At 50.4% G+C, this 19,908-nt stretch carries 18 protein-coding genes; 11 read left to right on the plus strand and 7 right to left on the minus strand.

Going from position 1 to position 19,908, the window contains the following annotated elements; translation table 11 throughout:
• The first annotated feature begins 67 nt into the window (after positions 1–67).
• Positions 68–877: an HAD family hydrolase gene (locus H6F90_RS00735; protein ID WP_190549340.1), complete on the plus strand. Its 810-nt coding sequence runs from the start codon at positions 68–70 to the stop codon at positions 875–877.
• 26 nt (positions 878–903) lie between these two features.
• On the opposite strand, the gene mreD is transcribed toward H6F90_RS00735, so the two are convergent.
• From mreD to H6F90_RS00750, 3 genes are all read right to left on the minus strand, one after another.
• Positions 904–1,488: a rod shape-determining protein MreD gene (gene mreD / locus H6F90_RS00740; RefSeq protein ID WP_190432518.1), complete on the minus strand. Its 585-nt coding sequence runs from the start codon at positions 1,486–1,488 to the stop codon at positions 904–906.
• Positions 1,485–2,270 carry a rod shape-determining protein MreC gene (gene mreC / locus H6F90_RS00745; protein ID WP_190549342.1) on the minus strand — a complete coding sequence of 262 codons (786 nt, stop codon included), beginning with the start codon at positions 2,268–2,270 and terminating at the stop codon, positions 1,485–1,487. Before mreC ends, mreD begins: the two co-directional genes overlap by 4 nt.
• 342 nt (positions 2,271–2,612) lie before the next feature.
• Positions 2,613–3,620: a rod shape-determining protein gene (locus tag H6F90_RS00750; RefSeq protein ID WP_190432522.1), complete on the minus strand. Its 1,008-nt coding sequence runs from the start codon at positions 3,618–3,620 to the stop codon at positions 2,613–2,615.
• 474 nt (positions 3,621–4,094) lie between these two features.
• Here H6F90_RS00750 and H6F90_RS00755 point away from each other — a divergent pair, with 474 nt between their 5' ends.
• Entirely contained in the window at positions 4,095–4,463 is a 369-nt protein-coding gene (locus H6F90_RS00755; protein ID WP_190432524.1) for a single-stranded DNA-binding protein, read from the plus strand.
• Positions 4,464–4,588: 125 nt separating this feature from the next.
• Here H6F90_RS00755 and H6F90_RS00760 read toward each other — a convergent pair whose 3' ends face one another.
• Positions 4,589–5,341, minus strand: a complete 753-nt coding sequence (locus H6F90_RS00760) for an SIMPL domain-containing protein (protein ID WP_190549344.1) — start codon at positions 5,339–5,341, stop codon at positions 4,589–4,591.
• 139 nt (positions 5,342–5,480) lie between these two features.
• On the opposite strand from H6F90_RS00760, the gene H6F90_RS00765 reads away from it, so the two are divergent.
• From H6F90_RS00765 to H6F90_RS00790, 6 genes are all read left to right on the plus strand, one after another.
• Complete coding sequence (locus tag H6F90_RS00765; protein WP_190549347.1) at positions 5,481–5,894, plus strand: EVE domain-containing protein; 414 nt, start codon at positions 5,481–5,483, stop codon at positions 5,892–5,894.
• Positions 5,895–5,938: 44 nt separating this feature from the next.
• Positions 5,939–6,751, plus strand: a complete 813-nt coding sequence (locus tag H6F90_RS00770) for a PD-(D/E)XK nuclease family protein (protein ID WP_190549349.1) — start codon at positions 5,939–5,941, stop codon at positions 6,749–6,751.
• Between the two features lie 42 nt (positions 6,752–6,793).
• Positions 6,794–7,567: an SRPBCC family protein gene (locus tag H6F90_RS00775; RefSeq protein ID WP_242024259.1), complete on the plus strand. Its 774-nt coding sequence runs from the start codon at positions 6,794–6,796 to the stop codon at positions 7,565–7,567.
• Positions 7,530–9,389 carry a TaqI-like C-terminal specificity domain-containing protein gene (locus tag H6F90_RS00780; RefSeq protein WP_190549351.1) on the plus strand — a complete coding sequence of 620 codons (1,860 nt, stop codon included), beginning with the start codon at positions 7,530–7,532 and terminating at the stop codon, positions 9,387–9,389. Before H6F90_RS00775 ends, H6F90_RS00780 begins: the two co-directional genes overlap by 38 nt.
• 92 nt (positions 9,390–9,481) lie before the next feature.
• A complete protein-coding gene (locus tag H6F90_RS00785; protein WP_370587909.1) occupies positions 9,482–10,168 on the plus strand; it encodes a tetratricopeptide repeat protein in 687 nt (228 codons plus the stop codon).
• A 47-nt stretch (positions 10,169–10,215) separates the two neighbouring features.
• Positions 10,216–10,860 carry a class I SAM-dependent methyltransferase gene (locus H6F90_RS00790; protein WP_190549353.1) on the plus strand — a complete coding sequence of 215 codons (645 nt, stop codon included), beginning with the start codon at positions 10,216–10,218 and terminating at the stop codon, positions 10,858–10,860.
• Between the two features lie 101 nt (positions 10,861–10,961).
• Here the strand turns inward: H6F90_RS00790 and acs are convergent, their stop codons facing one another.
• The 3 genes from acs to speY all read right to left on the minus strand — a co-directional run bounded on the left by acs (position 10,962) and on the right by speY (position 15,024).
• On the minus strand, positions 10,962–12,935 hold the full coding sequence (acs, locus tag H6F90_RS00795; protein WP_190549355.1) for an acetate--CoA ligase: 1,974 nt from the start codon (positions 12,933–12,935) through the stop codon (positions 10,962–10,964).
• 111 nt (positions 12,936–13,046) lie between these two features.
• A complete protein-coding gene (locus H6F90_RS00800) occupies positions 13,047–13,583 on the minus strand; it encodes a GAF domain-containing protein (RefSeq protein ID WP_190549357.1) in 537 nt (178 codons plus the stop codon).
• A gap of 235 nt (positions 13,584–13,818) precedes the next feature.
• A complete protein-coding gene (speY, locus tag H6F90_RS00805; protein WP_190549359.1) occupies positions 13,819–15,024 on the minus strand; it encodes a deoxyhypusine synthase in 1,206 nt (401 codons plus the stop codon).
• A 1,008-nt stretch (positions 15,025–16,032) separates the two neighbouring features.
• On the opposite strand from speY, the gene H6F90_RS00810 reads away from it, so the two are divergent.
• The 3 genes from H6F90_RS00810 to H6F90_RS00820 all read left to right on the plus strand — a co-directional run bounded on the left by H6F90_RS00810 (position 16,033) and on the right by H6F90_RS00820 (position 19,903).
• On the plus strand, positions 16,033–16,338 hold the full coding sequence (locus H6F90_RS00810) for a hypothetical protein (RefSeq protein ID WP_190549361.1): 306 nt from the start codon (positions 16,033–16,035) through the stop codon (positions 16,336–16,338).
• Positions 16,339–16,419: 81 nt separating this feature from the next.
• On the plus strand, positions 16,420–17,082 hold the full coding sequence (gene cobO, locus H6F90_RS00815; protein ID WP_190549362.1) for a cob(I)yrinic acid a,c-diamide adenosyltransferase: 663 nt from the start codon (positions 16,420–16,422) through the stop codon (positions 17,080–17,082).
• Positions 17,083–17,146: 64 nt separating this feature from the next.
• Positions 17,147–19,903 (plus strand): AAA family ATPase, encoded by a 2,757-nt coding sequence (locus H6F90_RS00820; RefSeq protein ID WP_190549364.1) that lies wholly within the window; start codon positions 17,147–17,149, stop codon positions 19,901–19,903.
• Positions 19,904–19,908: the final 5 nt, after the last annotated feature.

Below are 19,908 nucleotides of genomic sequence, written 5' to 3' on the forward strand. Positions count from 1 at the left end.
TGACAACTTATGTTTTAATCAACTAAAGTGAAGAAGTGTATCGGCTTGTAGCCCTCAGGTAACCTTTATGACAGGTGTTGTACCCGCAAGTTTGCATCTCTACGAGTTATATCGGAGTCAAACAGGGCTTTCCGTTCCATCTTCATCAGGGCTGACAGTATTTTGCGACTTTGATGGTCCCATTATTGATGTTTCAGAGCGCTACTACAGCACCTACCAACTAGGACTCGCCGACACTCAAGCGACTTACCAAGCTCAAGGAACTACCTTACCCATTCAGCTGCTCAGTAAAGAACAGTTCTGGCAGATGAAACAAGATCGAGTGCCAGATGTAGAGATCGCAATGCGCTCTGGACTCGTTCAGCAATCACAAATTGATGTGTTCTTACAGCGAGTTGGCCAAATCGTAAATCAGCCGACCCTGCTTCAGAAGGATCGGCTGCAGCCAGGAGTGCGCTGGGCGCTCAAACTACTGCATACAAAAGGTATCAGGCTGGTTTTAGTGACGCTACGATGCCAACAGCAAGCGACTCAGATCTTGCAAGAATATGGTTTGGCAGATTTGTTTAGCGGTATTTATGGCGCTGATAACGACCAAGCGGCTTACCAAAACTACGCTGACTACAAAACTCAATTGTTAGTCAAAGCTGCGCTGGAGCAAGGGTTGCGCGGTGACTTGGGTCAGTCATCCTGGATGATTGGAGATACCGAGGCCGATATTTTGGCTGGCCAAGCGTTAGAGATTCCCACGATCGCCTTGACTTGTGGGATTCGCAGCAGACGTTATTTAGAGCGATTGCAACCCACCTGTATCCTCAGCGATCTCGTATCTGCGGTGCAGCATGTCGTGACTTGCTACCATCTAGTCCAAGCCTGAAATCATACAAGATGAGAATTGTAGGTTTAAGGTTGTTCTAGCAGACCCATATGCTCCCACCAGCGGTTGAGAGGGAAGTAAACGACGGGAGCCCAAAGACTACTCAAAATTGCTGAACTCAAAGCAGTGCGCTGGTGGTATGTCCAGATTTCGGCCAGTGTCCGCATGGCTTGAACCGATGCGCCATCAAACTTTTGCAGACTAAATTGAATGGCAATCACAGTTTCTGCTAAGACAGCCATACCAAAAACAATCAGTGCCACAGAGATAAAGTCTTCTTCGATGTATCGCTGCTTCTGTAGACGAGCCGTTAACACACCCACTACTATCAAACTTAAAACATGAGTGGGATGAGGAGCCGTCATACCATCTTGCAGGAGCCCTAAGACTAATCCAGCGATCGCTCCTTGAAACACAGTCCGCTTAACGCTCCAAGCCACTACCCAGATTAGCAGCCAGTTAGGACCAATGCCTGCTAGTTCCAGACCTGGAAAGCGTAGAGGTAGAGCCAGTAGGCATAAAAGCACAGAGACAACTGTTACAGTCCAATTTAAGAGCGAGCGATGATAAGCAGAACCTTTCAACAGGTTTTTGAAGGAATCATTCCTCATGGGATATTCGACTTTGGAGTTGCGGGCGTAGAATTTTGAACTTCGGCTTGGGTGGGGTAAACGATCACCCATTCCAAGTAACTGATAGGGGCAGATAGCTCAATCACTGCTTCAGGCGCAGGGCTTTTATTCAGGTTGACTGACTCAACTCGCCCCACTGGCATACCGGATGGAAAAAGCTGACTGAATGTGGAAGTAGAAATCACATCGCCACGCCGCACATCTGGAACTTTATCAAAGAATTCCATCACTGCTCGGTTACCTGCTTGGCCTCGCATGAAACCCGTGTAGCGGCTGCGACTTACAACCACCCCGACTCGGCTAGTGGGATCACTAATGAGCAGAACGCGACTAGTATGAGGAGTGCTGCTGACGATCCGACCGACCAAGCCTCCAGGCCCAGCGACCACATGCCCTACCTGTAGGCCATCTTTGCTACCCCGACCCAAGGTAACTTGTTGCCACCAATGGTCGGCGCTACGCCCAATTACCGGAGCAGCAATTCCCTTTTGAGGTGTAGCAGAGGCATAACCGAGTAAATCTTGAAGCTTTTGATTTTGGCTTTCTAGCTCCACCAAGCGTTGCTGGAGTTCTAGAACCCGCGCGTTGGCGATTTGCTCTTCGGGGTTCGGAGCGCCTTGGAAAGGGCGAGTCAGACCTTGATAAACTTCTAGAATTGCCGCTCCCTGGGTTTCTCGCACTACCCAAGCTGTACCGAGGGTAAGACCCACCAGCAACATTCTTACGCCATATCGATCCCACCAGCGACGCAGTGTATACATGCAATCTAAACTATCTTGGTTTGAACTTACTTTCTATGAATCCTTAGCTTGCTGAAATGGTTTCCTTGGCTGAAGGCAGGCTAGTGCTTAAGGCCAAGGAAGGCTAACAAATGCGATCGCCCAGCAGTGATGGCAGATTTAAGGGCCTCGTAAGATTTGCAGAGCAACGCTGGGCCTAGTGGTTTGCTCAAATTGAGTCTAGGGCCTGAAGAACTCAATCCCAGGAGACCCAAGTAGACTAAGGCAGAGCAATATCGCTCTCCAAACTAGGGAAGTGCGCGATCGCTTAAAGTCACTGGGCTGAGACACCAGCCAGTCCGGAAACACGTCAATTTGATGCTGTTACATATGGCGAGAGCGACCGCTGAATACTCGTTCTAGCTGCTTGAAGTTCTCTAACACCCGACCTGTGCCTAATACGACACAGCTCAGGGGATCGGCAGCGACGTGAACTACAATTCCAGTTTCGTGACTAATCAGGGTATCAATGCCTTTTAATAGGGCACCTCCTCCAGCCAACATGATCCCGCGGTCAATGATATCCGCTGCTAGTTCAGGGGGAGTGCGCTCTAAGGTACGCTTAACAGCCTCAACAATCACTAAGAGAGGCTCAGACATACTTTCGCGAATTTCTGGCCCCTTGATCGTAACGGTGCGAGGCAATCCAGAGAGTAAATGCAGACCTCGAACTTCCATCATGGCTTCATCAACTTCGTTGGTAGGGTAAGCAGAACCGATGCGGATCTTAATCTCCTCGGCTGTGCGTTCTCCAATCACCAAGTTGTGCACTTTCTTCATGTACTGAGTGATTGATTCACTCAGCTCATCACCCGCGACTCGAACAGATTCACTCAGAACTGTTCCTTGTAAGCTTAAAACTGCGACTTCAGTGGTGCCGCCACCAATATCGATAATCATGTTACCGGTAGGTTCTGCCACAGGCAGTCCCGCTCCGATCGCGGCGGCAACTGGCTCATCAATCAGGTAAACTTCACGGGCACCCGCTTGAGAAGCTGCTTCCATGACCGCCCGACGTTCTACCCCTGTAACCCCACTAGGAATGCCAATGACGATCCGGGGTGAAACCAGCGTGCGACCTTCATGCACCCGCCGAATAAAATGCTTCAACATCAGTTCTGCGGTGTCGAAGTCAGCAATCACACCATCCCGCAGGGGACGCAGAGCAACTACATTCCCAGGGGTCCGTCCCAGCATCTTTTTGGCATCTTCCCCGACCGCCAAAGGAATCCGGTCATCTTGGTCAATCGCCACCACTGAAGGTTCTTGGAGAACGATGCCTTTACCTGATACATAAACTAGTGTGTTCGCGGTACCGAGGTCGATACCCATGTCCCGAGATAAGGAAAAACGACTGAAAAGACCCACTAGTTTCTACGCCCCTAAACGAAATGCTGCTGCGCCTGAATACAATGTAGCCGAGGTGGATTTTATTACGTTTTTTATCCTGAGTCTAGTTAGATTCAGGTTAACTGTAAATCCCATTAATTACGCTAAGTTTGACGAATCTTTAGTCACATTCCTAGGAGTGGAGGCTGAAATCAGGATGAATTTTGAATTTATCTGATCTTGATAACTTTTATCTTAACGACTATTTGTGCTCTCACTAACAAATCTACAACCTTTATTGGGTGATAAATTGAGGCTCAAGATTAGTAAAAGCGCTAAAATTTTTGAACCACTTGTTCAGCTACTAGAAAGAGCGCGATCGCAAAACCAGTCATCAACCAGAAAGCTGCGATCGCAGCTAGAAAACATTCGATATACTATAGGTACGCTTGTACTAATCGTTGTAATTATAATCCTATGAGTCTTAACGTTGTCACTTTGGTCGGTCGGGTAGGCGGAGATCCAGATGTCAAATTTTTTGAATCGGGTAGCGTAGTTTGTAATTTGACCCTAGCAGTGGACCGACGGACCCGTAATAATGACCAGCCAGACTGGTTCAATTTGGAGTTGTGGGGCAAAACAGCACAAGTAGCGGCTGACTATGTGCGTAAAGGCAGCTTGATCGGCGTGAGCGGGGCGCTCAAGTTTGAGTCTTGGCAAGATCGCAATACAGGTGCAACACGTTCTAAGCCTGTAATTCGCGTCGATCGCCTAGAACTGCTAGGGTCCAAGCGAGACAATGACGCTGGTTCTATGAACAATTACGGCGGCGATGATGAGTTTTAGCGAAGTTGCCTGAGGCTAGCGCCTGAGCTTGTGATTGTGATGGGTAGGGGCAGGTCTTGTACCTGCCCTTTTATGTTGGGGCATTCGCTCAGAAGCCCCTAGGAGGTCACCCACGAGAGGTGCCCCTAATACCGAATCTCTAGGGTGACGCTGGCATCAATTTCTTGCTCGCCACCCACTACAGGCGTATCAGCCATTTCAGCTCGCTGCAATTTAGAGAAGGCCATGACGGGGCGAGGGGGGGGAGTGCTGGCTCCGTTGACCTGGATACTGACGATTTCCTGGGCCGTGAAGTTGAGCGCTTCCAAAACAGCGTTGGCTTGCTGTTGGGCATCCTGGGTGGCTTCGCGTAGCGCTTGTTTCTGGGCGGCGGCGATCGCTGGATCTGGAGCCACAAAACTGACACCATTGACTCGCGTCGCTCCTGCTTTGACTGCGTCATCAATAATGGTGCCTGCGCGTTGGGTATCGACGCGGAAGCTAACCGTATTGGTGGCGATGTAGCCGACTAAGCGTTGGGTGTTGTTCTCGTAACTGTAGTTGGGGTTGAGGGTAATACCTGTGGTCTGTAGTTTCTCCACATTGCGTGCCTTGAGCAACGCCACGACTGCCGAGGAGCGCTTGGCAGCTTCTTGCTGCACAGCTTCCGCGGTTTTGCCTTGCACTTCTACGCCTAGCTCAACTTGAGTCAAGGTGGTAGGAATTGTTTCGATGCCACGGCCAGTGACGGTGAGGGTTCTTAGCATTCTCTCTGCGGCTCTCTCTTGAGCGAGAACAGGGTTGGCAAAAGTGAGGCTCAGTATTCCTAGGGCGATTGGTAAGGCTGTCCAGCGCTGCCAGGAACGGGACGGACGCTGGGATATCTGGGCTTGGTACATAAAATAGTTTCTCCTCACGATCGCAAGTATGGGAATAAATGGCTTTGATGTTCCTAATCTGTCATCCCCAGTGGTACAAAGTCTGATTGGTTACATTTTTAGAAACTTACAGACTGGGTAACAGAGGAAAGCGATCGCGATGGCTTATTGGTTGTTGAAGAGTGAACCGGACGTTTATAGCTATGCAGACTTGGAGCGAGATGGCCGCACGATTTGGGATGGGGTGAACAATAATTTAGCGTTGAAGCATATCCGCACCATGCAGCCGGGAGACTTAGCGCTGATTTACCACACAGGCGACGAGCGCCGCGTAGCGGGCATTGCCGAAGTAGTGAGTGAGCCTTATGCAGACCCCGCCTTAGCTGACCCGAAACGAGCCGTGGTGGATGTGAAAGCCGTGCGATCGCTGCCGCAACCTGTGACTTTGGCGCAAATTAAGCAAGACAGCAGCTTTGAAGGCTTTGATTTATTGCGGATTAGTCGGCTTTCGGTGGTGCCCGTTTCGCCTGAACATTGGCAACGAATTCTGCAACTGGCAGGGGAGTCCTCCTAGAATCATCTGTAGGCGCTCCATCCTCACTCGCATTTCTGTCATTCATGGCTTACCACCTTTCTGCCGCCAAGCTGCAAACCTACCATCGCTGTGCCCAGTCCTACTATTTTCGTTACGAACGAGGGATTAAAACGGCTGCTTTTTTTGGGTCTGCGTCTCTCGGTACAGCGCTACACGAGGCTTTAGCGCAGATCTACCGCGATTGGCACTATCAAGACCCGATTCCCGGACTCGATTGGGTGGAATACTGCTGGAGCCAGCACACTCAAGGACTCAGCCCTACTCAGGTGACCGATGGACAGGTGATGTTGCAGCGCTATCACGAGCGCTTTATGGCTAGCCAAACTGCGATCGCGCGTCCAGTAGCTGTGGAAGGTAAAATTCAAGGATCGCTCCAAGTCGAGAATCTAGAATTTACTTTGGCAGGACGCTACGATCGCCTCGATTATTTAGCTGATGGGTTGGAACTGATCGACTACAAATCCAACAAAGACACCAAGCTGTTAGACCCAGCAGAGATGAATCTGCAAATTGGGCTGTACTACTTGGCTTTAGAGCAAACTTATCCGCAAACGCTGCGCCGCTTGAGCTTAATTTATCTCCGCACAGGCGAGAACATTAGCTTTGAAGTGACTCCAGAACATAGGCAACGAGTTGAGTCTGCCATTGGTGATTTAGCGCTACGCTTACGAACGGATGCAGCCTGGGAACCTACAACTGGCGGGCATTGCGATCGCTGCACCTATGCTCGCTATTGCCCAGGGGTGCAAGCGGAACCAGAACCATTGCCGATGGATGCCAAACCCCGACCAGAACTACAGTTGGCCCTGAGCTTAGCACTGGATTCGGCAAGCTAAAGACTTTCGGGGTGCTGGTGGCATTCAGCGGGTTAACAGGCTATGGTCAAAGACAAATTGCCAATTGCCTTCTGCTCTATGCCTGCCCTCTCTACAAATCGTGTTTTAGCGAATGCTCGTACTCGGTGGGTATCTGTACGAACTAAAACTTTGCTGCGGTTCGGCGGGCTGACAACGGCCCTATTGCTGACTGTTACATCTCCCTTAGCAGCTAGGGCCGAGCTATTTAATAGTTCCCTGGAGCGGCTGCCCGTGGCAGAACGAGTGGCGTTACGCAGCGGCAAGGTAGTAGTGACAGGCGATCGCGGTCGCTATGTGGCTAAAGTTCTGGTCAAAGCCTCTCCAGATGTAGTTTGGTCAGTGTTAACCGACTATACCAATTTGTCCAAATTTCTTCCCAACGTGGTTTCTAGTCGTCTGATCGAGGCGCAGGGCAACCGCAAAGTGGTGGAGCAAGTGGATGTGCGTCAAGTGTTTCTGGTCAGTAGGCGATCGCGCTTCCGCACCGAGAATATTGAGACCGCAAAAAAACGAATTGATTTTCGGTTGCTCGAAGGAGATGTGAAAACGCTTCAAGGATATTGGCAAATTGATCCCGTTGCTACCCATCCAGGGGCTCCTGTCACTCAAGTTTTGCTGACGCAAGACATTACGGCGGAACCCGGTACAGGCACCCCAAAGGGACTGTTCTACAACTTGTTTCGGAGTGGCTTGAATGAATCTTTAACCGCGATTAGCCAAGAAATCGGTCGGCGAACCTTGCAGGCAACAGCCCACCATGCTCAACCGCAAACCTCCCCCACCAGTTCCTTCTGACTCTATTTTCCCGGATCGTACTCAGGAATCACCACTACCGATTGGGGTTTGCTACACACCCCCGGCAGTAGTGGATTACATGGTGGAAAACACAGTTGGGCGGCTGTTAGCGGGTAAAACGCCTCAACAATTGTCGGGCAAGCTCCGAATTCTCGACCTAGCCTGCGGCGAAGGCATTTTCTTATTGCGAGCTTACGCTTACTTGTTGGCTTGGTACCGCGATCGCTATATTGCTGCCTACGAAAGCAGAGAGGCACCCGTCACGGAATTGCCGCTGCAACAAGCCAGTGATGGCACTTGGAATCTGGCGATCGCAGAACGGTGGCGGATTCTCGGGGAGCACATTTATGGGGTGGATATTGATGCCCAAGCAGTTGAGCAGGCTCGGTGGTGTTTATTGAAAATAGCTGGCCCCCCTAGCCCCCCAAACTTGGGGGGAACAAGAGTTCTAATTGATTTGGAGAACAACCTTAAGTGTGGCAACGCCATAATTGGTGAGGAATTGGGCGATCGCTCCCCTTCATCATTTCCAATCAACTCCAGCCAGGCTTTTAACTGGCAAGAAGAGTTTCCGGAGGTGATGCAGGCAGGAGGGTTTGATGTGGTAATTGGCAACCCTCCCTATGTCGATTCGGAGTGGATGACCGAGCACCTGCCCCAGTGGCGGCATTACTGTACGCAACACTATCAAGCTGCTGCTGGCAATTGGGACTTGTTCTGCGTATTTATTGAGCAGGCGATCGCCCTCTGCAAGCCCCACGGTTTAACCAGTTTGATTGTGCCGAATAAACTGGGCTCTGCAAGTTACGCCGCCCAAGCTCGGCAAATTTTAACCGTGCAGAATCAACTGTTGACCATTCGCGACTATTCCAGGGTGGCAATTTTCCCGGTCGCGGTTTATCCCATTGTTTATACGGCCTGCAAACGACTGCCGGAATTAACTTCACAGGTGCAATACGAACGCATGGAAGTAGCCGCTAATAGTGCGATCGCTGGTTCAACTCAGCAATGGTTGGATTACCAGCGCTACTTTATGCCCGCAGGCAAACCTTGGCGGCTCGGTTCTAGTTTGCATCAAACTGAGTTGTGCGATCGCTTGCAGTCCCAGTTTCCACCCCTCTCAACGGTGGCAGAAGTTTTGGGAGCCGCAACCGTAGGAGAAGCCTACGCTATGCAGTCTTTGATTGCCAATGAAGCTTGCCCCCAAGCGACCGATTTAAAGCTGATTAACAGCGGCACGATTGACCGTTACTGCGACCTCTGGGGGCAGAAGTGCTTGCGCTATTTGGGCCATGCTTATCGCTATCCCATCATCCCAGCGACGCAGCACTCTCACTTGTCGCCCAAACGACAACGGCAAGCTCGCCAACCCAAGATTATTGTGGCTAGCATGACTCAAGTCTTGGAATGTGTGGTGGATGTCGCAGGAGATTTCGTAGCGGGAAAATCAACTGTGATTATCCTCACCTCGCTGAATTTGCATTACCTCTTAGCGCTGTTAAACAGCAAATTTATCAGCTTTTACTACCGCAACTTGTATGGAGGAGACTGCCTCAAAGGGGGCTATTTGCGAATTGGACCGCAACAGTTGCGATCGCTGCCTATTTGTCTTACTCACGACTCATTATTCACGCAACCAAATCAACATTTAGTCTTGCTAGCGCAGCATTTGTCATCTCTTCAGCAGCAGTTAGTCACAGCCGAAGCTGCTGAATATCGCCACGATTTGCAGGAGGGTATCTACACTTTGGAACGCCAAATCGACCAATTCGTCTACGACCTTTATGGACTCACTGCTGCAGAGCAGCAGCTCATCAGTTAGGCCACTAAAATATAAGTGCTAAAAAATTACTTTTACTTAGTTTTTGTGACCCAAAATCATCAAAACTTGCTTAATTGTTGTGGCTGGTAATAGTGCGAAATAGTTTGATTTTTGGGTTGGTCATTAGCAGTAGCTTGTGGTTAGCGACATCAGTAGCAGCCGCTCCCTCTGCGAGTGAATATCGTCAATTAGGTCTCACTTATCGGGCACAAGCACGTTATTCAGAAGCGATCGCCGCACTTCAGCAAGCGGTAGAACTAGAACCCAACAATTTGCATGGACGCATCACTCTAGGCTGGACTCAACATTTGGCAGGTCAAGAAGCTGCGGCAGTGGAATCGCTGTTTCAGGTGCTGTATCGCGATCCTCAGTCGGTTCCAGCGCTCAATGCTTTAGGCATTGTCTATTTGGTGCAGGGAGACCTAAGTTCCACTGTCATCACTCACTCTTGGGCCGCTTGGCTAGAACCCAATAACGAAATTCCTTACTACAACCTCAGTCTGGCGGCTCACCGTCTGCGAGAGTATGGTTGGGCTAGCTTAGCCGCACGTCGGGCTGCTGACTTGGAGCCCAACAATCCGCATCCGTGGGTAGCACTGGCAATTATTAATTGGGATGGCGGCGATCGCGCGGCAGCGACCAAAGCTTACGAGCAAGCCTTGGCGCTAGATGGAAACTATGGCGATCGTACCTTTTTGAGCTATCTCCAAGAAGCTGGATTTAGTGCGACTCAAATCCAAGTGGCGGAGCAAGTTTTGGCAGCGACCGTCTCGCGTTAAGTTTCTTCATTAAAATTTGGGAAGTAGAGACTATTCCCGCCGACATCATGCCCCTACAACCCAGCGATCGCACCAAGCTAGACCCCACCGAAGACACGGTATTTTATGGTCTGCCCCGCTTTGTCACTCACGTAGACGAAGGATTCATTCAGCAACTCACCGATTTGTATCGCAAACGGTTGAAGCCTCAGACACGCATCTTGGACTTGATGAGCAGTTGGGTTTCCCATCTACCGGATGAGATCGAATTTGCTCACGTCGAGGCGCATGGACTCAACGCGGAAGAGTTAGCCCGCAATCCGCGCCTGAATCACTACTTTACCCAAGACCTCAACCAGGAGCCGAAACTACCGCTACCCGATCAATCCTTTGATGCGGTGCTAAATACCGTCTCAGTGCAGTATTTGCAGTATCCCGAAGCGATCTTCAGCGAAATTAATCGCGTTTTGAAGCCCGGAGGCATTGCGATCGTCAGTTTTTCTAACCGCATGTTTTACCAGAAAGCGATTCAGGCTTGGCGAGATAACTCGGAGGAATATCGAGTAGAACTGGTCAAACGTTACTTCACAGCAGTACCTGGATTTTCTGCACCTGAAGCGATCGCACAGCGAGCCCAAGTGCCCAGCTTCTTGCAAATGCTTGGCGTTGCAGGGGGCGATCCCTTTTATGCCGTGATTGCCCAGCGAGTTTGAAATTTGGACTTAACCCCCTGCCCCCTCCCTACGAGGGAAGGGGAGCCAAATTCAAAGTCCCTCTCCGCGCCGGGGAGGGGTTTGGTGAGAGTTCTACCTAGTTAACCTTCGTCACGTAGGGCTTCTAGAACATTGCGATCTTCCAGAGTAGAAGTATCTCCTGACACAGCATTACCACTGGCAAGATCCCGCAGCAGCCGTCGCATAATTTTGCCCGAGCGCGTTTTGGGTAGAGCATCGGCAAATCGGATATCTCCGGGACGGGCGATCGCGCCGATTTCTTGGCCCACGTGTTGCTTTAGTTCTGCTTTCAGAGCATCACTGCCCGTGTGCCCCCCTTCTAGCGTGACGAAAGCCACAATATCTTCCCCTTTGACTTCATCGGGTTTGCCGACCACCGCAGCTTCCGCTACAGCAGGGTGGGAGACCAATGCCGATTCAATCTCCATTGTGCCTAAACGATGCCCCGCTACGTTGATTACGTCATCCACACGGCCCATCACCCAGTAGTAGCCATCTTCGTCTCGTCGGGCACCATCGCCCGCAAAGTAGACGTACTTCCCATCTTTGGGGGGTATGTGTTCCCAGTAGGTTTTGCGGAAGCGATCGGGATCGCCGTACACCGTCCGCATCATTCCAGGCCAGGGATGCCGTACTGCTAGGTAACCGCCTTGATTAGTACCGACGGATTCGCCTTCTAGGTTCACCACATCAGCCAGGATGCCAGGGAAGGGGAGGGTCGCAGAACCAGGTTTGGTGGCGATCGCACCCGGTAGAGGCGTAATCATAATGCCACCCGTTTCGGTTTGCCACCAAGTATCCACAATCGGACAGCGCTCACCGCCAATCACGCGGTGGTACCACATCCAAGCTTCGGGGTTGATGGGTTCACCTACGGTGCCCAATAAGCGTAAAGAGGAGAGATCTCGCGCTTTCGGTATGTCTTCGCCCATTTTGATAAAGGCGCGAATTGCGGTGGGTGCTGTGTAGAAGACGTTGACCCCATGCTTTTGAATCACATCCCAGAAGCAGCCAGGATTCGAGGCGCGGGGTGCCCCTTCGTACATCAGGGTCGTAGCACCGTTGGAAAGTGGGCCATAGACAATGTAGCTGTGTCCGGTAATCCAGCCCACATCAGCGGTACACCAATACACATCTGTGTCTTGCAGATCAAAGATCCACTTGGTCGTCATGTGGGTGTAGAGGTTGTAGCCACCTGTGGTGTGCACCACGCCTTTGGGTTTGCCTGTACTGCCTGAGGTGTAGAGGACAAACAGCAAATCTTCGCTATCCATCGGTTCAGCAGGACAATCAGCCGACATCTGCGGCTGCAACTCGTGCCACCAATGATCCCGACCGCCGAGTTGCATGGGGATGTCTTGGCCAGTCCGCCGCACCACCAGCACATTCTCGACACTGGGAGCTGCCCCATCGGCTAACGCTTTATCCACTTGCGTTTTCAAGGGCACGATCGCATCTTTACGCCAACCGCCATCGGCTGTGACTACCACCTTGACTTGACCATCGACTAAGCGATCGCGTAATGCCTCAGCGCTAAAACCACCAAACACAACCGTATGTGCCGCACCAATCCGTGCACAAGCCAACATTGCGATCGCAGCTTCCGGGATCATCGGCATGTAGATGCCCACACGATCGCCCTTCTCCACACCCAAATGCTTCAAGGCATTAGCAAACTGGCACACCTCACGATGCAGTTGGGCATAGGTGAGCGTCCGCGAATCTCCCGGTTCTCCTTCCCAAATCAAAGCCGCTTTGTTGCGTCGCCAGGTGGTCAAGTGGCGATCGAGGCAGTTGTAAGAGATGTTGATCTTACCACCGACAAACCACTTGGCAAAGGGTGGCTGCCAATCCAGCACTTGATCCCACTTCTGAAACCAGTGCAACTCTTGTTCGGCTAGCTCGGCCCAAAACTTTTCTGGGTCAGCCTTGGCGCGATCGTAGAGTTGCTGGTAGTCTTCCAGACTCTTGATCTGAGCTTTTTGAGAGAACTCAGCCGCAGGCTGAAATAAGCGCTTTTCTTGAAGAATGGATTCAATCGTGGATTCTGACATAGCTCTTTCTATCACCAGGACGGCTCCTCCAAAAACGATACTTCGTTCTTGGGTCAGTTGGGCAGAACTATATCTTGATTTTGTTTAAGTGTTGACTGAACCGTTGCCCATCTAAGTGTCCCGAATGGCTGGAGCCGTCGCTAAGCGAGTGGCGCTTTGCTGCATCCGTTTAATTTCTTCTGCAGACCACTGATGGGGCGCTTGGCAATGATGCGCGATCAGCAAGCCCCACAAGCCTTTACTGGTAAGGACAGGCACAACAAGATTGGCCCGCACCTGGAGACTCCGCAGAAAATCCCGGTGGCACTCTTGAATGGGTTCTGTCTCGATGTCGGCGATCGCTCGAACCCGTCCATCTAAGTACAAAGCTGCATACTCGTCGTTGAAGCAATCATCAGCGCCAGTTGATCCCAAAATCGACAACTGCTCAGCGCTCAAGGACTCGAAGGTAACTTGGCCTTTCCAGCGTTGATAAAAGTAATACAAGACCACGCGATCAGCTTGGAGCATTTGCCTTAGCTCATCGGTTGTTTTTTGGACTAAGGCATCTCTTTCTAGACTTTGGGCTAGACGTTTGGCAACGCGGCTCAATCCTCTGTCCTGCTGGTCTAAGGAGTGAGAATTCAGTTCATCAAAATTACTACGCACAGGTTGAGGAGGGGTACGAAGTTCAATAGGTTTGTTACTGATCAGCCAGTGCACTGCGCTGATTCAACCTAGAGAGATTAGCGGTTTCTAGTTCTATTTAGAAGGGGTAATTTACGGAATCTTGATCGAAATTTTTCAAGGTTGACGATCGCTCTTTTTCCCCGACAACAAAAATCCCCCTTGCCGAAGCAAGAGGGAGCTAATTTGAGTGAAGACGTTCACTCAGAAGTGACGTTTATTTGCGAATTGGGGTGCCGCAAGGATAAGTTGCCACAGGTTCGCGCTGGGCTGCTTCGCTCTTGATAGTCTCAGCCACAGCAACTAGCGATCGCTCCGTTGCCGATTCGGCCTTAGCAGCCAAATAGTCAGCCTTCAGTGTCGCCAGCATTTCTTCCCGGCGATCGTAGAGCCGCTTCAGGGAACGAGGCGCACATTGGTTGATCACATAAGCGGTCATGATGGGTAGCGCGATCGTGCTGTCGGTGTAGCAAACAATGGTGCTGGGCAACTCATCTGGGTCAACTTTGCCCCAACTCACGGCTTCGCTAGGAGTAGCCCCGGAAAGCCCACCTGTATCTGGGCGAGCATCCGTGATTTGGATAAAGTAGTCGTGACCTCGTTCCTCTAGACCCAACACTTCATGCAGTTGAGGTTGCGTTTGCAAGAGGAAGTTCTTGGGACTGCCACCGCCGATGATCACCGCTGCACTCTTACCTTCTTCACCAGCAACACCAGATTCGCGCGCTGCATAGGCGATCGCTGCGGTTTCATTCACATCCAACGAAGGATCAATCACCAACTCGGAGCCTTCTAACGCCAGTGCAGCCACGTTCATACCAATCGAGCTGTCTCCGGGAGAGGAGGTATAGATGGGAACGCCGCATTCATAAGCCGTTGCCAATAGGCAAGAATTTTGCACACCGAGTTGCTTCTCTACTTCTCGGACATACTTGCCGAGCAAATGGTGAAATTCCGCCGTACCCATCCGCTTCTGGAACGGTTCCGCCCGCAAAATCTCGCGAATGAAGGCGTCGGTTTCCAGTAGCACATCATAGTGAAAGACAATATCGTAAATCCGGATGCGGCCTTCTTGACGCAGCTTTACGTCATCCAAAAAGGGATTGCTGGAATAGAGGCTCAACCCCAAACCATAGTGCATGTCATGGTAGAGGTTAGCGCCCGTGCTGATCATCCAGTCAATAAAACCATTCCGAATTAGGGGAGCTAGGACTGAAACTCCGAAGCCTGCTGGAGTCATTGCGCCAGACAAACTCACCCCAACGGTTACGCCCTCCTGCATCACTTCTTGGCTCAGTAAGTGACAAATCTCGCGCAGGCGAGCGGAGTTGTAAGCGGTGAAATAGCCGTCGATTAAATCAACGACGCTGATTTCAGCAGGCATGGGGGCGGGTGCGATTTTGTGGCTGAGCAATTTCGACATTTGTACGCTCCAAAAAGAACAAAAAGCATAAAGAAGAGGGGAAATGGACACGCAGCTACCTAATGCGATCGCTTGTTTGTTGTCTAGGCTCATGCAGCACTATTCAACAAACTCAAGCATCACTAGGTTTTCTTATCTGCAACCTTGAAAGAAACTTTCAAAGTCATGTGATCCGATTGGTCAAGGAAGTTGGCAACGCTGAGGCAGTAAGTGCCCACGCAGCCAAGAATTTGATTCTGTTGCTCTAGCCAGTAGTGGCAGAACTCTACAGACTCAAAACTTATGCTTGCTGCATCAGTCAAACCTAGGCACAGAATTCCCCAGGCTAGATGAGAAAGGACATCGTACAGGTAAATATCCCTTGACTAAAAGCTCTGATAAATCTGAAAACATCAGAACCATTAATCCAGCTATTTAATTCAAAAAGACTCCACCTAAGGAGCACGATCGACCCAGTTCGCCACTATTTCTAGAGATAGGGTTGCTTATCCTCTGAATCAGCAAGAGTATCTGCTAGCAATCGCGAACCTGGTAGTTACAGGCCGATCAGCTCATACTGGGTGCTTCACAACGGTCAGCCCAAGATAGTGCGGGATCGCACTGCCGTTTCCGCTTCAATTTCATTTCCAGGTACCAAAGTGGTCTCCACGGGTACCCGACCAAGGAAAGGAGTTTCAAGGCTTTATACGCGACCTCAAACACCAACTGCTACAGTTTAACACCCATGTTTGAGATCAGTTCAATAAAGGTACGGAAATTGCTGGGATTCTCCAAGCAAACCTCCCCAAAGTAAGGGTTCTTACGGCTTTCTCTACCGCTTAGGTGAGTATGCCGCTCCTAAGGGCATTCCTTTGCGGTTTTTCGTCTTGAGCATTACAATATCTGCTCTATTTTAGTCAAGCCATGTAGGCGAAGAAACAAGATAAACTGGAGACGACACCATAAAAAACTGCATCAAAAAGCTAATACAGCATATTTAACTGCTCAGCCCGTTTCTGAGGTCATGCCATGCCTATACCTCCAGCGCTACCTTCGGCATCGCGACACACCAATTCTGATTCACCATCTCGGCAGCATTGGCATAGCTTTAGTCACATGCTGAAACGGCTACATGCCGAGGGAGTTTATCTACATCCTCAGCAATTGGCTGAGTTTTTGGTAGTCCACGGCTTGCCTGTAGATCTACGTTATGTCCCAGAGCGACTGCAACAGAAAGCAATGTTGATTAACGCTCACTACAACGGCGATATGGCAGCTTTGGCAGAAGGCTCAGAAGAGCAGCCTTGGGATGGCTACTTGGGGGATTTCGATTAAGTTCTCTGAATTAGCAACTGTTCCACCGAGCTTCGACTTAGACTTTAAGATCGCTACAGAGCTTTTCGGATAACTAGTTCAATGAATCCAAATCTTGACACCTCAGCGGCTACAGACTCAGCTTCACCCGAAGCAGCAGCGGGCCTGACGGATGAGCAATATCGGCAGAAAATGCAGCGACGCAAGGAAGTGCAAGAACAGCGCCTAGCTGAGCGATCGCTGGAGAAAGGCTTGATTGTGGTCAATACAGGCAATGGTAAAGGTAAAACTACCGCTGCTTTGGGGATGGTGCTGCGATCGCTCGGTCACGGTTACAAGGTGGCGATCGTGCAATTCATTAAAGGTGCTTGGGAGCCAGCGGAGAAAGCAGCCTTTAGCCATTGGGGTGAGCAACTGGAATTTCATGCGATGGGGGAAGGCTTTACCTGGGAAACGCAAGACCGCGAGCGCGACATCCAAAAAGCTCAGGAAGCTTGGAATACCGCTTTAACCTACATCCGTAATCCAGAATTTCGCTTGGTGCTGCTAGATGAAGTCAACATTGCTCTAAAGCTGGGCTACTTAGCGGTTGAGGACGTGTTGGCAGGTCTAGAGCAGAAACCAGAGGATTCTCACGTCATTCTGACGGGACGAGGAGCACCTGCAGCTTTGATTGAGCGGGCCGATCTAGTGACCGAAATGACTTTAGTCAAGCACCCTTTCAAGGAACAAGGCATCAAGGCTCAGCCTGGAATCGAATTTTAGATTTTAGAGTTTGAATTTCCCGTGAGCAAGTTCAAGCCGAAATTCAAACTCTAGAATTGAGTTTATGGAAATTCTTTCGATTAGTCTCAAAAACTTTAAAGCTCACAGCGATCGCTACTTTGAGTTTCAGCCCGGAACCAACGCGATTTGTGGAGAAAATGGGGCAGGCAAAACCAGCATTTTAGAGGCGATCGCTTGGGCGCTGTTTAATTACTCCAGCTATACCAAAGAAGAATTAATCCGTCGGGGTGCAGCCAGCGCTCAAGTCAGCGTCACCTTTACTTCCAGAGGAGATGGGCGCACGTATCGCGTGCAGCGCTGTACCAGCAAGGGCTATGAGATTTTTGACCCGCAAATTCGCCAACGGCTAGACCTGAAGAATGTCAGTGATGTCTTGCCTTGGCTGAAAGAACATTTGGGCGTTGCCAAAGAAACTGACTTGCCCAAATTGTTTGCCGATACCATTGGCATTCCGCAAGGCACCTTTACTGAAGACTTTAAGAAAGCAGCAGACGAGCGGCGCAAAGTCTTCGATCGCATCCTGCGCGTGGATGAGTACAAACAAGCTTTTGAGAAATCGAGAGATTTAGAAAAGTATGCTCAGCAGCAAGTTCAGGAACTAGAGCGGGCGATCGCGTACTATACCGAGAACCTGCGCGATTGGGATCTGCTGCACACTCAACGGGCTGATTTGCAGCAAGAAGTAACCAAGGATAAGACTGCTTTACAGCAACTTCAAATCCAACTGGAGCAACTTCAGCATCAAAAAGATCGGCTCACCGCTCAATCGCACCAAATCCAGCAACTCGAAGTTCAGTTCTCGACTTTGCAAGCGCAACTGACTGGACAGCGCCAAACCAATGTGTTGCTAGAACAGTCGCTCCAGAGAGCGAAGCAAGCAGTAGCCACCTGCGAAGCCAATCGAGCGGGTTATCAAATCTTTTTGCAAGCAGAATCTGCCTTGCAAGCCCTAGATCGCCAAAGCAAACAACAGCAAGCTCTGCTGAAACAGCGCCAAGGTTATCAAGTGACTTGGGAGAACTCGCAAGCCAAGCTCACTAAACTGACTCTACAACTCGAAAGCCTAACCGCAGCTCAGCAAGAAATTGAACAACTGCAACCCCTGATTCAACAACAGACTGAGCTAGAGCAAAATCAGGAAGCGATCGCCCAACAACTCCAACAGTTGTTTACTGCCGAGCTAGAGCGGCAGAATATTACCAAGCAATTAGCTAAGCTCCAAGGGGAGCTAGAGCATCTCAGCACCGAAATTGCCCGGATTAGTAGCTTCGAGACAGTGTTGGAGCAAATTCCTGTCTGGGAGCAACAGCGCGATCGCCTGCAAGAACAACTCAGCCGCATTGCCGCTGCCAAACAGTTTGAAGCTGACCTCAGCCAGATCGTCTCCCACGGGGAAACTCAACGCGATCGCTACTTAAGTGAGGCTCAAACTGCGATCGCGGGTTTACAGGAACTTCAGCGATCGGTGCCCTTACTCGCCGCCTCGGTAGACTCTGCCCTGACGACGCTTCAGGCGGGTGTGGACTTGAACAATGAAATTTTAGAAAACTTGCAGCAAATTCTAGGCGATTTATCAGAGCAGGTTTCTGCCAGCAAACTAGAGCAACAGCTAGCAGAAGTGAAGCGCCAACTGGAAACAGCCTATCAACAGCGTACTCACTTCGCTGGGCTAGAAACTTTGCTCAGCAAGCAAACTGCTTTGCAACATGACGCAGCAGAATTGCAAGCTAAATTGCAATACCTCCAAAGTCAACTCGCCAACCAAGCCACGTTGCAACAAGAGAAGACGCAGATGGCCACGGCGATCGCTGCCCTAGGAAATCCTAGAGGTCGTAGTCAACTTCGCCAGCAGGAGTTACAGCAGCAAACCCAATTGCAGATGCAATATAACCAAGCTCACCAAGCTCAGATGGAAGTTGCTCAAGCAGTGACTCATCTAGAAGCTCAATTGGCAGAATTTGCGGATTTGCCAGACTACATAGAAGCGCAAAAAGTCCAAAAAGCCAGGTATCAAGCGGCGCGAGATCTGTACTTACAACATCAAAAAGATGCGGAGCACCTGCCAACTTTAGAAGCAAACTTTGAGGCCGCGATCGCCCAACTCAGCACCTTAACTACCGACCAAGCGATCGTGCAGGCGCAATTAGCACAACTGGCAGAAACCTACGACCCGCGACATCTACAAGAAGCAGAAGCCACTTACAACGCTGTTCGCAGCCAAAAAGATCAAATTGAGGGTGGTTTGCCCCAAAAGCAGAAATTCCTCTATCAAATTGAGCACCAACTGGCAGAGCTACAAGCGATCGCGGATCAGCGGCTTCAGGCCCAAGTTAATTTGTTAAAACGGCAACGAGTGCAGCAGTTTATCAGCGATGCCCGCCAAGTCTATAACCAAGCAGGCCCACGCATTACCAAGTTCTACATTGAGGAAATCTCCCGCGAATCGGACAAACTTTTCCGTGAACTAATCAATCGCCAAAATGTAGCTCTAGAGTGGACAGGCGATTACGAAATCCGCATCCAGGAAGGTGGTTACTGGCGCACGTTCAGAAGCTTGTCGGGGGGTGAGCAAATGTGTGCGGCTCTGGCAGTGCGTCTAGCTCTACTCAAAGTTTTGGCAGATATTGATGTTGCCTTCTTTGATGAACCCACAACCAATATGGATCGGGCGCGGCGAGAACAGTTAGCCGAGGCGATCGCCAACATCAAATCCTTCCGCCAACTCTTCATCATCAGCCACGACGACACCTTCGAGAACGTCACCGAAAACTTAATCCGTGTAGAACGAGAAGTACCTTAATCAAT

Origin of the sequence: Trichocoleus sp. FACHB-591 (assembly GCF_014695845.1) — a bacterium.
Classification (GTDB): domain Bacteria; phylum Cyanobacteriota; class Cyanobacteriia; order FACHB-46; family FACHB-46; genus Trichocoleus.

Bases quoted from the DNA above. Each gene is read 5' to 3' on its own strand.
- H6F90_RS00735 (WP_190549340.1), top strand. From the start codon at position 68: ATGACAGGTGTTGTACCCGCAAGTTTGCATCTCTACGAGTTATATCGG.
- mreD (WP_190432518.1), bottom strand. From the start codon at position 1,488: ATGAGGAATGATTCCTTCAAAAACCTGTTGAAAGGTTCTGCTTATCAT.
- mreC (WP_190549342.1), bottom strand. From the start codon at position 2,270: ATGTATACACTGCGTCGCTGGTGGGATCGATATGGCGTAAGAATGTTG.
- H6F90_RS00750 (WP_190432522.1), bottom strand. From the start codon at position 3,620: ATGGGTATCGACCTCGGTACCGCGAACACACTAGTTTATGTATCAGGT.
- H6F90_RS00755 (WP_190432524.1), top strand. From the start codon at position 4,095: ATGAGTCTTAACGTTGTCACTTTGGTCGGTCGGGTAGGCGGAGATCCA.
- H6F90_RS00760 (WP_190549344.1), bottom strand. From the start codon at position 5,341: ATGTACCAAGCCCAGATATCCCAGCGTCCGTCCCGTTCCTGGCAGCGC.
- H6F90_RS00765 (WP_190549347.1), top strand. From the start codon at position 5,481: ATGGCTTATTGGTTGTTGAAGAGTGAACCGGACGTTTATAGCTATGCA.
- H6F90_RS00770 (WP_190549349.1), top strand. From the start codon at position 5,939: ATGGCTTACCACCTTTCTGCCGCCAAGCTGCAAACCTACCATCGCTGT.
- H6F90_RS00775 (WP_242024259.1), top strand. From the start codon at position 6,794: ATGGTCAAAGACAAATTGCCAATTGCCTTCTGCTCTATGCCTGCCCTC.
- H6F90_RS00780 (WP_190549351.1), top strand. From the start codon at position 7,530: ATGCTCAACCGCAAACCTCCCCCACCAGTTCCTTCTGACTCTATTTTC.
- H6F90_RS00790 (WP_190549353.1), top strand. From the start codon at position 10,216: ATGCCCCTACAACCCAGCGATCGCACCAAGCTAGACCCCACCGAAGAC.
- acs (WP_190549355.1), bottom strand. From the start codon at position 12,935: ATGTCAGAATCCACGATTGAATCCATTCTTCAAGAAAAGCGCTTATTT.
- speY (WP_190549359.1), bottom strand. From the start codon at position 15,024: ATGTCGAAATTGCTCAGCCACAAAATCGCACCCGCCCCCATGCCTGCT.
- H6F90_RS00810 (WP_190549361.1), top strand. From the start codon at position 16,033: ATGCCTATACCTCCAGCGCTACCTTCGGCATCGCGACACACCAATTCT.
- cobO (WP_190549362.1), top strand. From the start codon at position 16,420: ATGAATCCAAATCTTGACACCTCAGCGGCTACAGACTCAGCTTCACCC.
- H6F90_RS00820 (WP_190549364.1), top strand. From the start codon at position 17,147: ATGGAAATTCTTTCGATTAGTCTCAAAAACTTTAAAGCTCACAGCGAT.